The organism is Streptomyces sp. NPDC048481 (genome assembly GCF_043200075.1).
Taxonomy (GTDB): Bacteria; Actinomycetota; Actinomycetes; order Streptomycetales; family Streptomycetaceae; genus Streptomyces.
Map to the genome: position 1 here is coordinate 471,542 of NZ_JBICXC010000002.1, position 13,663 is coordinate 485,204.

Below are 13,663 nucleotides of genomic sequence, written 5' to 3' on the forward strand. Positions count from 1 at the left end.
TCGACCCGTTGCGTCGACCTCCGTTTCATTCAACCAGCACGTAGCCGTCGTCCGGGCGCTGTCCCCGTGAGCGCCGCAGAGCGGTCAGCGCGAAGGTGCGCTGGAGCCAGCGGTCGCGGCCGTCGTAGCGGGGGGTGAACGCGGTGCGGCCGTGGGCGGTGACGTGGTTGTCGACGATGACCAGGTCGCCGGGGAGCAGTTGCGACGTCGTCGACACCCGCTCGAAGAGCGAGCCCAGTTCGGCCAGGGCGGCGGCCCCTTCCTCGGTGGCCGCCCGGGTGGCGGCGAAGTCGACGCGCAGGTCCGGATCGGTCCACGCGCCGCCCAGCACCGGGTGGTGGAGCGCGCCCTGACGGCCGGCTCCGAAGGACGGCGGAGCCTCGGTGGTGAACCCGGGGAGACTGAGCGTCTTCCTGGCCGCCGGGCTGAGCAGGTCCAGGACCTCGCGGACGCAGGCGGTGCGGGTGCCCGCGACGCCCTCGTGGTCGGTGCGCAGACACATCAGCATGACGTGGTCCGGACGGTGTTCGTGGAAGGCGTTCTCGGTGTGGAAGGACAGCAGGACCGAGCCCGCGTTGCCCTGGAACTCCTCCCGGCCCGGGACGGGCACGACGTCCTGCACCAGGGCGCCGGACTTCTCCTGGAGGTAGGCGGCGGGGTCGCCGAGTCCGCAGGCCACCATGAGGAGGATCGCGGCGGAGACGGAGGCCTCCCGCTGGACCGAGTCGGCGGCCGACGGGGTGGGCCGCGCCTCGTCGCCCACCGGGAGCCCCCGGATCAGCAGGCGTCCGCGGGGGCCCGAGTGCCGGCGGAACCGGCGGACCTCCCGGCGGAGCGGGGCGGGGAGGCCGTCCCAGGCGTCCCGGGCGGCGGCCACGAACTCGGGTGAGTCGACACGGCCGTTCGCGACGTGGAGCAGTTCCCGCGCGACGGCCTTCACGGCGGCGGCCTCGCCGCCGAGTACGAGGACGGCGTCGTCGCGGACGCCGTTTTCCAGCAGCTCTGTCATCAGGCCACACCTGTCGTGGACATCATCGGCACGTCCTCGAGCCCTTCCAGTTCGTCGGCGAGCGCCGCGCTGCCGTAGATCTCCTCGACCCAGCTCCGGTGGTAGATCGAGTCCAGATACCTGTCGCCCATGTCCGGTGCGACAGCCACGGCGGTGACGTCCGGGCCCGGCGCGTACTCGTCGAGCCAGCGCAGCGCGCCGCTGATCACCGTCCCCGTGGATCCGCCGAAGAGGAAGCCCCGCCTGGCCAGTCGGCGGCAGGCCCGCACGGTGTCCACCTCCGCGACGTGGACCACGTCGTCCACGTAGGACCGGTCGAGCAGCGGCGGGCGGACGCCCGTGCCGAGGCCCGGGATCTGCCGCGGCAGGGACGGCCCTCCGAAGGTCACCGATCCGACCGCGTCGACCGCGACGACCTTGACGTCGGGACGGTTCTCCTTGAAGTAGCGGGCGCACCCCATGAGCGTGCCGGTCGTGCCCGCGCCGATGAAGGCCACCTGCAGATCGGGAAAGCGCTCGGCGATCGCCGGCGCCGTCGCCCAGTAGTGGGCGAGCGCGTTGTTCGGGTTCGCGTACTGGTTGAGCCAGACATGACGGTCGTCCGACTCGCACAGCTCCTTGACCAGACGCAGTCTCGCGCCGAGGAACCCGCCGTCGGCCGCGGGTTCCGTCACGACGTGCACCGTGCCGCCCATGGCCTCGATGAGTTGCTTCGTGGCCAGGTTGCAGCGGCTGTCCGTGACGCAGACGAAGCCGTAGCCCTTGCTGGCGGCGAGGATGCTCAGGGCGACGCCGAGGTTGCCCGACGACGACTCCACCAGGACCGAGCCGGGTCGCAGCACCCCGCCGGCCTCCGCCGCGTCGACCATGGCCCGAGCGGCCTTGAGTTTGATCGAACCCGCGAAGTTGAACCCTTCGCACTTCAGGTAGAGCCTGCGTCCGAAGGTCCGGTGGAGGTCGACGAACAGATCGTTCTCGTGGTACTGCTGCGGCTCTGAAATAATTGGCACAGCTCTCTCCCGTTCCGGGCAGTCGCCCCTAGCCGCCGTACCGGCTCATCTCGTGGAAAAAGTCCTCGACCACGTGAAGGCCGCCGCTTCTCGACACCTGGTCGTAGACGTGGGCGCTGACCGCCAGGTCGAGCACGCCCAGGCCGAACGGGGAGAACACCACCGTGCGATCCGACGGCACCTCGGCGCGGCCCGTCATGACGTCATAGAGGGTTCCGTCGAGGAAGTCCCTGTTGCCGGAGAGCTGTTCGGCCAGGTGTGGCGACGTGTCGGCCTTCAGGCAGTGCTCGACGTCGTCGACGTAGTTCGCCGAGTCGAGAATGATCTCCGGGGCCAGGTCGCGCAGCGAGACATGGAGCACGAGCGGGTGATGGGCGAACAGCCGCGGGTCGGTGACGTGCGGGGCGCCCGCCACCGTGGCGAAGACGACCAGGTCGCTGGCGCGGATCAGGTCGTCCACGCTCGTGTGCACGCTCACCCGGCCGTTCTCGCCCGAGCGGGACAGGTAGTCCGCGAAGCCGGCGGCGTGGTCGTCGGACAGGTCGTGCACACCGACCTCGTCGAAGCTCCATCCCGTGCCCGCCAGATACGTGTGCAGGTAGCGGGCGATGAGACCGGTTCCGACGAATCCCACCCGGGTGGGGCGGGCCCGTCCGCGGGTGAGCCGGTCGGCGGCCAGCGCGGCCGACGCGGCCGTCCGGCTCGCGCTGATGATCGAGCTCTCCAGGCAGGCGTACGGATAGCCGGTGCGCGGGTCGTTGAGGATCAGGACCGCGGAGGCGCGGGGCAGCCCGGAGCTGACGTTCTCCGGGAAACTGGAGATCCACTTGAGCCCGTCCACGGCGTCGTCGCCGCCGAGCGACGCCGGAAGGGCGATGATCCGGGCCGTGGGCCGGTCGGGAAACCGGAGGAAGTACGACGGCGGGTTGACCGTCTTCCCGGTGCCGTGCGCGATGTAGGCGGCTTCGACGATCTCGGTGACCAGCTTCTCCTGACCGCTCAGTGCGCTCTGCACCTGCCGGCCGGATATCACTGCGAAATCTGGGCTGTGCTGGGTCATGTGGGTCCTGAACCTCTATACGGAACGGGTGGTGGGATCCGCCATCGCGACGAGCACCTCGCGGGCTCCTTCGTAGGGCAGCCGGCTGTGCGCCATGCGGAGGTTGTCGACGAGCAGCACGTCTCCGGGCCGCCACGGCTCGGCGACGGTGACGGAGTCGTACACCTTGTTGATCAGCGCGACGACGTCCTCGGTGACCTCGCCGCCGTCGCCGAAACTCGTGTTGAACGGCAGGCCTTGCGGGCCGTAGACGTCGACCAGGTACTCACGCACCTCGGGCGCCATCGTCCACTGGTTGAGGAAGGCGATCTGGTTGAACCACAGCCGCCGGCCGTCGGCGGGGTGACGCAGGACCGCGGGACGGCGCTGACTGGTGCGCAGTTCCCGGCCGTGCCACTCGAAGGAGATGTCGTTGGCCGCGCAGTACCTCTCGACCTCGGAGCGGTCGGCGGTGCCGAACGCCTCCTCCCACGGAACGCCGATCTCGTCGTTGTAGCTGCGGGTGAGCAGCCACCCCTCCCGTTCGAAGCGCTCCACGAGGTCGGCGGGCAGCTGCTCCAGGACCCGGCCGGCGTCGGCCAGGGCGGTGGCCCCGCCGGTGGCGGGGGCGCTCAGGCAGGCGAAGGCCATGGTGGCCGGGAACTCGACCGCGTAGCTCAGCTCGTGGTGCATGCACATCGGCTGGTTCGGCGGCCACTTGGAGGAGGAGTAGATCCGGTCCTCGTACGTCCAGCGGGGCGCGAACGCCTCGCGTTCGGACATCAGGTCGCTTCCCAGGACCTTGAGGACCGCGGCGGCGCCCGCGGCGTCGGACAGCCCCAGACCACGCACCAGTACCGCGCCCTGTGAGGCGACGACGCGGTACAGCGCTTCGTGGTGCCGGGCGGCCCAGGCGGCCGGGTCCGGCGCGTCGGCGGCGGTGACGACGGCCGGACGGCCCTCGTCCTGGCGTCCTTCCAGTCCGGCGAAGAGATCCGGGTCAATCGGCGGCACTTTCACACTCGCTCTCGTCGGTGCATGTCGTGGACAGCCCGCACGACGGCGGCGGTCTGCGCCGGCCTGGTGCGGAAGAAGTGGTGCCCGCCCTCGGGCAGTTCACGGACCTGGACGGTCCGGGCGAGGCCGCGCCAGGCGGGCAGGTCGGCCTCGTGGCCCCGGGTGGCCGGATCGTCGGCGGCGGTGACGAGGGTCAGCGGGGCCTCGATGAGCGCGGCCGGGGGGTTCTCCACGGCGTCGGCGAAGAACGCGTCGGCTTCCAGGACGTCGTGCCGGTAGGCCGCGCCGACCAGCGCCGCCCGGGCCGTGTCCGTCCCCGCGAGATCGGCGTAGCCGCCGTCGCCGCCGAGCCGCGCCGCGACCTCCAGGGGCGTGAGGGCCGCGATCTCGGCGCTGCGCCCGCGCCGGACGTCGGGGGAGCCGACGAGCTGGCCGCCGATCAGGACGGCCCGCAGGTCGTGCCCCGTCTGCTCCAGAAGGCGCGCGGTCGCCACGGCCAGGGCCGCCCCGGACGAGTGTCCCCACAGCAGGACCGGGCCGGCGGCGCACCGGCCGATCTCGCTCGCCACCGTCTTGGCGACCAGTTCCAGGGAGACGAACGGCTCGGTCTCGGCCGTGAGGTCGTGTCCCGGCAGCTCCACTCCGTGGACGGCCAGCCCGCTGTCCGCCAACTCGCTCGCCAGGGGGCGGAAGTTGACGGCGTTGCCGCCCGCGTAGGGGAAACAGACGAGGGTGCCGGTCGGGGAGGGAGGCAGGAGGAGGGGGTTGAGGAGGCCCGTGCCGGCGTCCGTCCCCTCGGGCTCGCCGGTTCCGTCGATGAACGCGGCCAGCTCGCTCAGCCGCGGGAAGCGGGTGAGGTCCTTCAGCGACACGGCCCGGTCGAGCTTCACGACGAGGCGCACGGCCGACAGGGAAGTGCCGCCCGAGTCGAAGAAGTGGCTGGTGCGACCGACCCGTTCGGGCGCCAGGCCGAGCACGGCCGCCCAGGCGGCGGCGATCCGCTGCTCCGTGGGGGTGGCGGGCGGCTCCGGTCCGTCCTCGTCCGCCGCCGCGAGCTGCGCCAGCCGCTTCTTGTCGATCTTGCTGTTGGCCGTGAGGGGCAGGGCGTCGAGGCGATGGAAGCGGCTCGGCACCATGTACTCGGGCAGCGCGGCCGCCAGTCGCGTCCGCAGCTCGCCGGCCGGCACCTCGGCGGCCGCGGCGTAGAACGCCGCCAGGCTCTCGCCGACGACGACCACGGCCGTGTCGCGGATCCCGGCCACGCCGAGCAGCCGGTTCTCGATCTCGCCGAGTTCGATGCGGAAGCCGCGCAGCTTCACCTGCGCGTCGCGGCGGCCCAGGAACTCCAGCTTGCCGTCGGGACGCCAGCGGCCGAAGTCGCCGGAGCGGTAGAGCCGTTCGCCGGGCCGGTGCGGATCGGTGCCGTACGCGGCGGCCGTGCGCTCCGGGTCGTTGATGTATCCGCGGCCGACGCAGATCCCGGCGAACACGATCTCGCCGGGCGATCCGAGCGGCACCGGTTCGAGGCCGGGGTCGACGACGTAGACCCGCACGTTGGCGATGGCGGGCCCGAGGGGGACCCGGTCACCGTGCGGCGGCTCGGTCATCACCTCGTGGTTGGTGTCGTCCGAGGTCTCGGTGAGCCCGTAGGCGTTGACGAGGGCGGTGCCGGGGAAGGCCGCGAACCAGCGGTCGACCAGCTCCTTCTTGAGCGCCTCGCCGGTGGCCGAGAGGCAGCGGAGCCGGCCGAGGCCGCCGCCGTGCTCCTCCAGGTGCGACAGGACCACCTCGAGGTAGGAGGGGACCAGCTGGGCCACGTCGGCGCCGCGGACGACCTCCACGAACCTCTCCACGTCGAGGATCGCCTCCTGCGGCACGATGAGGGTCGTGCCGCCGACCAGCAGGGCCGCGACGAGCTGCCAGAGCGATATGTCGAAGCACTGCGGAGCGACCTGTGCGAGGACGTCGTCCTCCCCCACCCCGAGGTCGTCGGTCTTCGCGTAGAGGTGGTTGAGCATTCCCTCGTGCTCGCACATCACCCCCTTGGGGCTGCCGGTCGAACCGGAGGTGAAGTAGATGTAGGCCAGCCGGCCGGGGCCGATGTCCGTCCCGAGGTCCGTCGGGTCGGCCCCGTCGCTCTCGTCGACGCGCAGCACGGTGACGGACGGGCGGTCGCGCAGCGCCTCGTCGAGGGTGGCGGTGCTCCCGGGTTCCGTGAGGACGAGGGTGCATCCGGCGCGGTCGAGGGTGGCGCCGACACGGTCCGCCGGGAAGTGCGGCTCGATCGGCACGTACACGCCGCCGGCCTTGAACACGGCGAGGACGCAGGCCATCCAGTCCAGGTTGCGCTCGGTCACCACGGCGACGCAGTCCTCGGCGGCCAGGCCGCGGGCGAGGAGGGTCCGGGCGATCCGGTTGGCGTGGGCGTTCAGCTCGGCGTACGTGATCCGGCGCTCGCCCATGATCGCGGCGGTCTTCCCGGGGTGCAGGCGTACGCGGTCCTCGAACAGCTCGTGGAAGCGGCGGTCCGGGAGCTCCCGCGCCGGACCGGCCATGCCGACGAGCTGATGGCGCCGCTCCTCGGCGGAGAGCAGGCTGCGGCCCTCGTGCGGGGCGTGCGGTTCGGCGGCGATGCGGCGAAGAGCCGTGTGGTGGTAGCCGGCGACCCTGGCCGCGTGGTCGGCGTCGAAGTCCTCGGTGCGGTACGTCAGCACCAGGGCGCCGTCGGCGACCGACACCCCGAACACCACGCCGTCGGGCAGTGCGCCGGGCGTTCCGCCGGCCACGGTCTCGAAGCCGTGGCCGGGTGCGGCGGCCGCGTCGCGGACGCGGGCCACGAGGCCGGCCCAGGTGGCGCCGGCCACGGGCACGAGACGGGGCACGGGGCCGAACGCCACCTCGTCCTCACCACTGAGAATCGCGACGACTTTCGCGTGCGCCGCTGACAGTTGGGTGGGCGTCGGTTCGTATTCCAGCGGAATTGCGACGGTCGCCGTGCCCGGCGCCGCACCGATTGTCGCCTGCCACCGCGGGACGGCGGTATGACCGGACCTCATGAGAGGCTCCTCCACTCGCGGAGTGTGAATGAGAAGAAGGTAGGGGGAGGGGTTTCCCGACTGTTATCGATCACTTTTCAGCGACGCCGATAGCGGGATATCGCCAGGGGAACCGCGAAGCACATGAGGCCGACGCTCCACAGCACGGTGCCCAGCACAGGACGGGCGACCGGCCCCCCGGCGAGCAGGTTGCGGCACGCGTCCGTCACCAGGGTCGTGGGGTTGGCCTCGGTGAAGACCTGGAGCCAGCCCGGCATGGTGCTGGTCGGCACCAGCATCGAACTGCCGAACTGGAGCGGGATCATCCAGATGAACCCCACCGACTGCACGGTGTTGGGGCTGCGGATCGTCAGGCCGATGAAGGCCGACACCCAGGCCAGCGCGGTGCCGTACAGCAGCGTGAGCAGCACCGCGGCCACGGCGTACAGGAAGTTGGTCTCCACGCGGAAGCCGATGGCGAGCGCGAACAGGAGCATGACGACCTGGCCGAGCAGGAGCCGGCTCATGTCCGCCACGATCCGGCCGGTCAGGACGGCCGACCGGGCGATGGGCAGGGACCGGAACCGGTCCATCACACCGTTGTCGAAGTCGACGGCGAGCAGATAGCCGGTCGAACGGGACGCGAACATCAGCGTCTGCACCATGATGCCCGGCAGCAGGAACTGCCGGTAGTCGCCGGGACGGTCACCCCAGATGGCGCCGCCGAAGACGTACAGGAAGATCAGCGTGAAGATCATCGGCATGACCACGGCGTCGAGGAGCTGTCCGGGGTCGCCCCGCAGCTGGAGCATGTTGCGCCTGGCGAGAGCGAGCGACTGCCTGACGACGTCCCGCGGCCCGTTCCGGGCGGAGCCGGCGAGCGGGGGCGTCCCCACGGTCGGCGCGATGTCGGTGGTCGGGGTCACGCGGCGCTCCTGGTCAGTTCGATGAAGGCCTCGTCGAGGCTGGCGACCTGGGTGTCCACGGCCTGCACCGCCACCCCCGAGGCGGTGACGGCCCGCACCGCGCGGGTCAGTTCGTCCGGTTCCACGAGCGGCAGCCGCACCAGGCAGGCCTCCTGGTCGATCCGGCCGTCCAGCCCCTCCAGCGCCAGGCTTCCGGCGAGGGCCGCCAGGTCCCGGGGGTGCGCGGGCCGTATCTCCAGGGTCCGGCCGCCCACCCGGGCCCGGAGTCCCGCGGCCGTGTCGGCGGCGATCACCCGTCCCTTGTCCACGACGACCACCGAGTCGGCGAGCGCCTCGGCCTCCTCCATGTACTGGGTGGTGAGCAGAAGGGTCGCGCCGGCCCGGGCCCGTTCCCTCACCATGGCCCACAGCTCGTTGCGGCTGTGCGGGTCCAGACCGGTGGTCGGCTCGTCGAGGCAGATGAGCCTCGGCTCGCCCATGAGCGACGCGGCGAGGTCGAGACGCCGGCGCATTCCTCCGGAGTACTGGCGCGCGGGCTTGCCGGCGGCTTCGGCGAGCCGGAAGCGCTCCAGCATCCCGTTCGCCTCCGAGCGGGCCCGCCGGGCGGACATGCCCAGGAGGCGGCCGATGAGATACAGGTTCTCCCGGCCGGAGATGTTGCCGTCGACGGAGGCGAACTGCCCGGTCAGGGCGATGCAGCGGCGGACCTGATGGGGCTCCTTCGCCACGTCGTGCCCGAAGATCCGGGCCTGCCCGGCGTCGGGCCGCAGCAGGGTGGCCAGGACGCGCACCGTCGTGGTCTTCCCCGCCCCGTTCGGGCCGAGGAGGCCCAGGATCTGGCCGGCCGGCACCGCGAGGTCGAGTCCGTCGAGGGCCCGGTGGGCGCCGAAGCACTTCACCAGGCCCTCGACCTCGATGGCAAGGGTCATGGATCTACTGCGCGTCCATCGCGGCGGCGAGGCTGCGCGGACGCATGTCGGTCCAGTGGGTCTCGATGTAGGCGAGGCAGGCGTCGCGGGTGTCGGCCGGGTGGGCGGTCTGCCAGCCGGCGGGCACGTCGACGAACGTCGGCCAGAGGGAGTGCTGGCCCTCGTCGTTGACGAGCACCACGTAGGTGCCCTCCGGGTCCTCGAACGGATTGGTCATGCTCGTTCTCCTTGCGTGTGCGGGGAAAGCACCGTGGCGAGCGCGCCGACGGTGGGGTGTTCGTAGAGCTGGTGCACCGAGAGCCGGGCGGTCAGCGCGCTGTTGATGCGGTTCACGAGCTGGGCGGCGCGCAGCGAGCTGCCGCCGAGGTCGAAGAAGCGGTCGTCGCGGCCCACGTCGCTGCCGAGGACGTCGCTCCAGAGGGCGGCCAGGTCCCGTTCCAGCTCCGTGGCCGGCGGCACGAACTGCCGTCCGCCCCGTTCCAGCGCCGCGACCGCCACGGCGAGCAGCGTGTCCTGGTCGTCGGGCAGCCGCTCGACGCGCAGACACCGCAGGGGGTGGTCGAGTTCCCTCGCCACCGGCGCCACGGCCGCCCGGACGTCGGCTTCGGAGGCCTGCCCGGTGTACACGACGATCGCCTCCGCGATGTGCAGGCTGTCCGGGGCGAGGGCGCGCGCGATGTGCTCGTTGCGGCCGTCGAGCCCGATCAGCACGGTGGCCCGGTCCTGGCCCAGGACGGCGAGCAGCGAGGCGAGGCCCTCGTCGGGGTCGAGGGCGCGGAAGCCGCGGGCCTCGGCTGCGCCCTGGGGCGCGGCCCGGTTCATGCCGACGCCGCTCCAGGTGCTCCAGGCCAGGCAGTGCACCGGCCGGCCGCGTTCGCGGCCCCAGTGGTCGGCGAATCCGTGCAGGAAGCTGTTGGCCGACGAGTACGCCGCGAAGGAGCTCCCGCCGAACTCGCCGTTGACCGACGAGAAGAGCACCAGGGGCGTGCCGGGGCGGTCCTCCAGCAGTGCGGCGAGGGCCAGGGTGCCGGTCACCTTCGCGCGGTAGGCGTCGCGGAAGGCCTGGGGCGACTCGCGGGCGACCTGGTGGCGTTCCAGTCGCGCCCACTGGCCGGAGACGTCGGCGCCGGCCAGGTGCAGCACTCCGTCGAGCGGCGCCCCCCAGCGGGCCTCCGCCTCGCGCACCGCGGCCCGCAACGCGACCGGATCGGCCACATCGAGCGCGCGGTAGACGACGTCGCCCAGGGCTCCGAGGTCGTCGAGGCGTTCGGCGCGCTCGCCGCGGTCGGCCGGGCTGCGTCCGACCAGCAGGAGTTTCGCGCCGTGGGCGGCCAGGAGGTATTCCGCGACCGGGTGGGCGACGCCGCCGAGGCCGCCGGTGACGAGATAGCGGCCGCCGGTGACGAACGCCTCCCGCCCCGGTTCGCCGAGGGCCATCGGCCGCAGCCGGGGAGCCAGGCGTCGCGTGCCGCGGTGGGCCACGAGGTCGGCGCCGTCGTGGCAGGCGAGCTCCGTGACGATCGCGGCGGCCCGGTCGCCCGGGTCGCGCACGTCGAGTTGCCGGACGGAGGCCGCCGCCCGCTCCGCGGCCGCCGTGCGCAGCAGACCGGGCAGGCCCGCGGTGGCGAGGTCGAGGGCGTCGCCCGCGGCCGTCCACAGACCGCCGCTCGTGACCACCAGGAGCGGGGGCGCGGGATCGTGCGCGGACAGGTCCTGGAGCAGCCGCAGCACGTCGAGGGTCACGCCCTCCGCGTCGGGGCCCTGGGCGAGGTGGACGACGGCGCCGGCGGGGCCGGCCGGACAGGCGCCGCCGGCCGGGCGGACGACCAGCTCGGGAACGCCGGGTACGGCGGCGAGTTCGTCCTGTAGGGCCTCGGAGACCAGCCACGGGCCGGGGGGCAGGGCGCCGCGTTCGGCGGGGAGGTCGATCCAGGTCCGCTCGAAGTACCAGGGGCCGTCCGGCTCGTCGCACCATTGGGCGTACTTGCCCTCGTCGAGGTCGGCGAGGAGCCGGGCCCGCTGGATCTTGCCGCTGCCGGTCTTGGGGAAGTCGTCCCGCTCGACCGGGATGACCAGGTCGGGCTGGAGGCCCAGGGTCTCGGCCACCCGTGCCTTGATCGCGGCGATGGTGTCGTGGACCGAGGTCCGGTCGCCGTGGGCCGGGACGAAGAAGATCACCAGTCTGTCGGTGCTGTCGCCCGCGCCGGACCAGCCGCAGGCGGCGACGAAGGTGACCTCGGTGCCCTCCACCTGCTCCGCGATGGACTCCACGTCGTAGCTGAGGATGTTGGCGCCCTGGACGATGATGAGGTCCTTGTCCCGGCCGGTGATGGTGAGCCGGCCCTCGTGCAGGAACGCCAGGTCTCCGGTGCTGAACCAGCCGTCGGCGGTGAACGCCTCGGCGTTCGCCTCCGGGTTGCGGTAGTAGCCCTCCATGACCGTCGGCCCCGTGATCTGGAGCCGTCCCACGTGGTCCTCGGGCAGCACGGCGTCGTCCGCGTCGACGATGCGCAGCCGCACGCCCGGCACCGGCGGGCCGACCTCCGTGAACGTGACGGCGTCGGGGCCGTCCGACCAGCGCAGCGCCCCGCCGAGCGAGCTCTTGTCCACCCGCAGCCGGCCCGCGTCCGGATCGCCGGCGCGCAGCGTCGAGTGGGTCACGCCCGAGCTGGTCTCCGACATCCCCCAGGACGGGCGCATCGCGTCGGCCGGCATCCCGTGCGCCGTGAGCAGCTCGATGAACCGGTCCGCGGTGCGGCTGACGACGGCCTCTCCGCCGTTGAGGAGGTGCCGCAGCGTCGACAGGTCCCAGGACCGGCCGGTCATCTCGGCGGCGCGTTCGTTGACGAGGGCGAAGGCGAAGTTGGGGGCCCAGGTGTTGGTCACCCCGTACCGGTCGATCCAGTCGAGCCAGCGCAGCGGGTCGGCGAGGAAGGCGTCGATGGTCGCGTTGACGTGCCGGCAGCGCAGCACCACGTCCCGCACGCTCCACATGACGATGCCGCCGACGTGGTCGAGCGGCATCCAGTTCAGCGCGACCTCGTCGGCGTCGAATCCGTTCACCGCCGCGACGGCGCGGGTGCGGGCCAGGATGCTGCGGCTTGCGTGCCGGACCACCTTCGGCACGCCGGTGCTGCCGGACGTGAGCAGGTGCACGACCGGGCTGTCGGGGGTGGCCGGGAACCAGTCCGTGCTCTGCGGGCGCCCGTCGCACAGGTCCTCGACGACGGCCACCCGCAGGTCGTCCACGCCCCACAGGGCGGGCAGCCTGGCCACCGCCGGGGCGAGGGAGGCGTCGGTGAGGACGAGCGGCCGGTCCAGCAGCTGCCAGGCGTTGCGCAGCCTGGTCGTGCCGGCGTTCTCGCGGTCGTAGCCGGGTGCGGCGCCGACCGGGGTGGGCAGGTACCCGCCCAGGACGCACGCCCAGAACGCGGTGACGAAGGCGCGGTTGTCGCCGAACTGGAACAGCACGGACTCGCCGGGGGCGATGCCCGTGGAGCGCAGGCCGGTGAGCAGCCGCTGTGCGTCGGCCAGCAGCCGGGAGTAGCTCTGGACCCGCTCGCCGTCACCCGTCAGGTAGACGATGCCCTGGTCGGGGGCGAGTTCGGCGGCCAGCCGGAGCGCCTCCTGCAACGTGGTGGGGAAGTCGGGGTCGGCCGGCAGGTCGCCGCCGTACGCGACGGCCGGCGGCCGCGCCGGAGCGGGCGGCGCGTCCGCGGTGCGGGGCGCCGCCGGGCGCGCCCGGCCGAGCCGGGCCTCCCTGCGCAGCAGGGGCGCGGCCTCCTCCACCCCTGTGACGGATTCGGCCGCCGCGCGCAGCAGGGCCACGGCGTCGGGTCCGGGCATGGTCATCGGTTCGGTCCTCCCTGACCGGCGTGCGCGGGCCGGCGGCCCAGCAGCGTGCCGCCGACGATCGCGGCGAGTTCCGCCTCGGAGTCGTTGAGATAGAAGTGGCCGCCGGGGAAGACCTCCACGGAGAACGCCCCGGTGGTCTGCTCCCGCCACGCGTGGAGGCCGCTGACGGGGGCGCGCGGGTCGGTGTCCCCGCCGAGTGCGGTGATCGGCACGGAGAGCGGCTGGTCGGGGCGGTGCCGGTGGTTCTCCCAGAGGGTGAAGTCGGCGCGCAGCGTGGGCAGCAGCAGCTTCATCAGCTCGGGGTCGCCGAACACCGTGTCCGAGGTGCCGTCCAGGCTCCGCAGGGCGGCCCCGAAGTCGTCGTCGGACAGCCGGTGCAGCTCCGGTACGGCGACGTCGTGCCCCGGGGCCGACTGGCCGGACAGGAACAGATGTCCGGGCTGGGTGCCGCGTCTGCGCAGCGCCCGGGCCAGTTCGAACGCCAGCAGCGCGCCGCCGCTGTGGCCGAAGAACGCGTACGGGCCCTGGAGGTAGGGGCGCAGCGCCACGGCGACCATGCGGACGGCGGCGTCGACGGACGCGGGATGCGGTTCGCCGACGCGGTCCTCGCGGCCGGGCAGCTGCACGGCCACGATTTCCACCTCGGGCGGGAAAAGGCCCGGCCATGCGGCGAAAGCGCTCGCCCCCGCTCCCGCGTGCGGAAGGCAGAACAGACGGACCCTCCGGTTCGACCGCCGGGCGCGGCGGACGAGTGGAGTTTCTGCTATGAGCCTGTCAGGCATGACCGGGCCGCCTCGAAATATGCGGGACAACAGGAATTGCGTCACACGGTATTGAGCCGCC

At 72.6% G+C, this 13,663-nt stretch carries 10 protein-coding genes; all 10 read right to left on the reverse strand.

Translation table 11 applies throughout. From position 1 onward, the window contains the following. Positions 1-25 precede the first annotated feature (25 nt). A complete protein-coding gene (locus ACGFSH_RS08400; protein WP_393346220.1) occupies positions 26-1,009 on the reverse strand; it encodes a TauD/TfdA family dioxygenase in 984 nt (327 codons plus the stop codon). Then, positions 1,009-2,019 (reverse strand): 2,3-diaminopropionate biosynthesis protein SbnA, encoded by a 1,011-nt coding sequence (gene sbnA, locus ACGFSH_RS08405; RefSeq protein ID WP_393346222.1) that lies wholly within the window; start codon positions 2,017-2,019, stop codon positions 1,009-1,011. The genes ACGFSH_RS08400 and sbnA overlap by 1 nt, the downstream gene beginning before the upstream one ends. A 28-nt stretch (positions 2,020-2,047) precedes the next feature. After that, a complete protein-coding gene (sbnB, locus tag ACGFSH_RS08410) occupies positions 2,048-3,079 on the reverse strand; it encodes a 2,3-diaminopropionate biosynthesis protein SbnB (RefSeq protein WP_393346224.1) in 1,032 nt (343 codons plus the stop codon). Between the two features lie 15 nt (positions 3,080-3,094). Beyond that, positions 3,095-4,072: a TauD/TfdA family dioxygenase gene (locus ACGFSH_RS08415; RefSeq protein WP_393346227.1), complete on the reverse strand. Its 978-nt coding sequence runs from the start codon at positions 4,070-4,072 to the stop codon at positions 3,095-3,097. Positions 4,073-4,074: 2 nt separating this feature from the next. Next, complete coding sequence (locus ACGFSH_RS08420; RefSeq protein WP_393346229.1) at positions 4,075-6,957, reverse strand: amino acid adenylation domain-containing protein; 2,883 nt, start codon at positions 6,955-6,957, stop codon at positions 4,075-4,077. A 251-nt stretch (positions 6,958-7,208) separates the two neighbouring features. Continuing rightward, positions 7,209-8,036 carry an ABC transporter permease gene (locus ACGFSH_RS08425; protein WP_393346230.1) on the reverse strand — a complete coding sequence of 276 codons (828 nt, stop codon included), beginning with the start codon at positions 8,034-8,036 and terminating at the stop codon, positions 7,209-7,211. After that, complete coding sequence (locus ACGFSH_RS08430; RefSeq protein ID WP_393346232.1) at positions 8,033-8,965, reverse strand: ATP-binding cassette domain-containing protein; 933 nt, start codon at positions 8,963-8,965, stop codon at positions 8,033-8,035. The genes ACGFSH_RS08425 and ACGFSH_RS08430 overlap by 4 nt, the downstream gene beginning before the upstream one ends. A 4-nt stretch (positions 8,966-8,969) precedes the next feature. Then, the gene (locus ACGFSH_RS08435) at positions 8,970-9,182 is read right to left on the reverse strand and encodes an MbtH family protein (RefSeq protein ID WP_329413066.1); all 213 of its coding nucleotides are present in this window, start codon (positions 9,180-9,182) and stop codon (positions 8,970-8,972) included. After that, positions 9,179-12,817, reverse strand: coding sequence for an SDR family NAD(P)-dependent oxidoreductase (locus tag ACGFSH_RS08440; protein ID WP_393346234.1), 3,639 nt, complete (start codon positions 12,815-12,817; stop codon positions 9,179-9,181). The genes ACGFSH_RS08435 and ACGFSH_RS08440 overlap by 4 nt, the downstream gene beginning before the upstream one ends. Beyond that, positions 12,814-13,602, reverse strand: coding sequence for a thioesterase II family protein (locus ACGFSH_RS08445; protein WP_393346236.1), 789 nt, complete (start codon positions 13,600-13,602; stop codon positions 12,814-12,816). Before ACGFSH_RS08445 ends, ACGFSH_RS08440 begins: the two co-directional genes overlap by 4 nt. Between the last annotated feature and the right edge of the window lie 61 nt (positions 13,603-13,663).

What these genes read in the sequence shown, in the direction of transcription:
- ACGFSH_RS08400 (WP_393346220.1), bottom strand. Translation starts at nt 1,009, where the DNA reads ATGACAGAGCTGCTGGAAAACGGCGTCCGCGACGACGCCGTCCTCGTA.
- ACGFSH_RS08440 (WP_393346234.1), bottom strand. Translation starts at nt 12,817, where the DNA reads ATGACCATGCCCGGACCCGACGCCGTGGCCCTGCTGCGCGCGGCGGCC.
- ACGFSH_RS08445 (WP_393346236.1), bottom strand. Translation starts at nt 13,602, where the DNA reads ATGCCTGACAGGCTCATAGCAGAAACTCCACTCGTCCGCCGCGCCCGG.
- sbnB (WP_393346224.1), bottom strand. Translation starts at nt 3,079, where the DNA reads ATGACCCAGCACAGCCCAGATTTCGCAGTGATATCCGGCCGGCAGGTG.
- ACGFSH_RS08430 (WP_393346232.1), bottom strand. Translation starts at nt 8,965, where the DNA reads ATGACCCTTGCCATCGAGGTCGAGGGCCTGGTGAAGTGCTTCGGCGCC.
- ACGFSH_RS08435 (WP_329413066.1), bottom strand. Translation starts at nt 9,182, where the DNA reads ATGACCAATCCGTTCGAGGACCCGGAGGGCACCTACGTGGTGCTCGTC.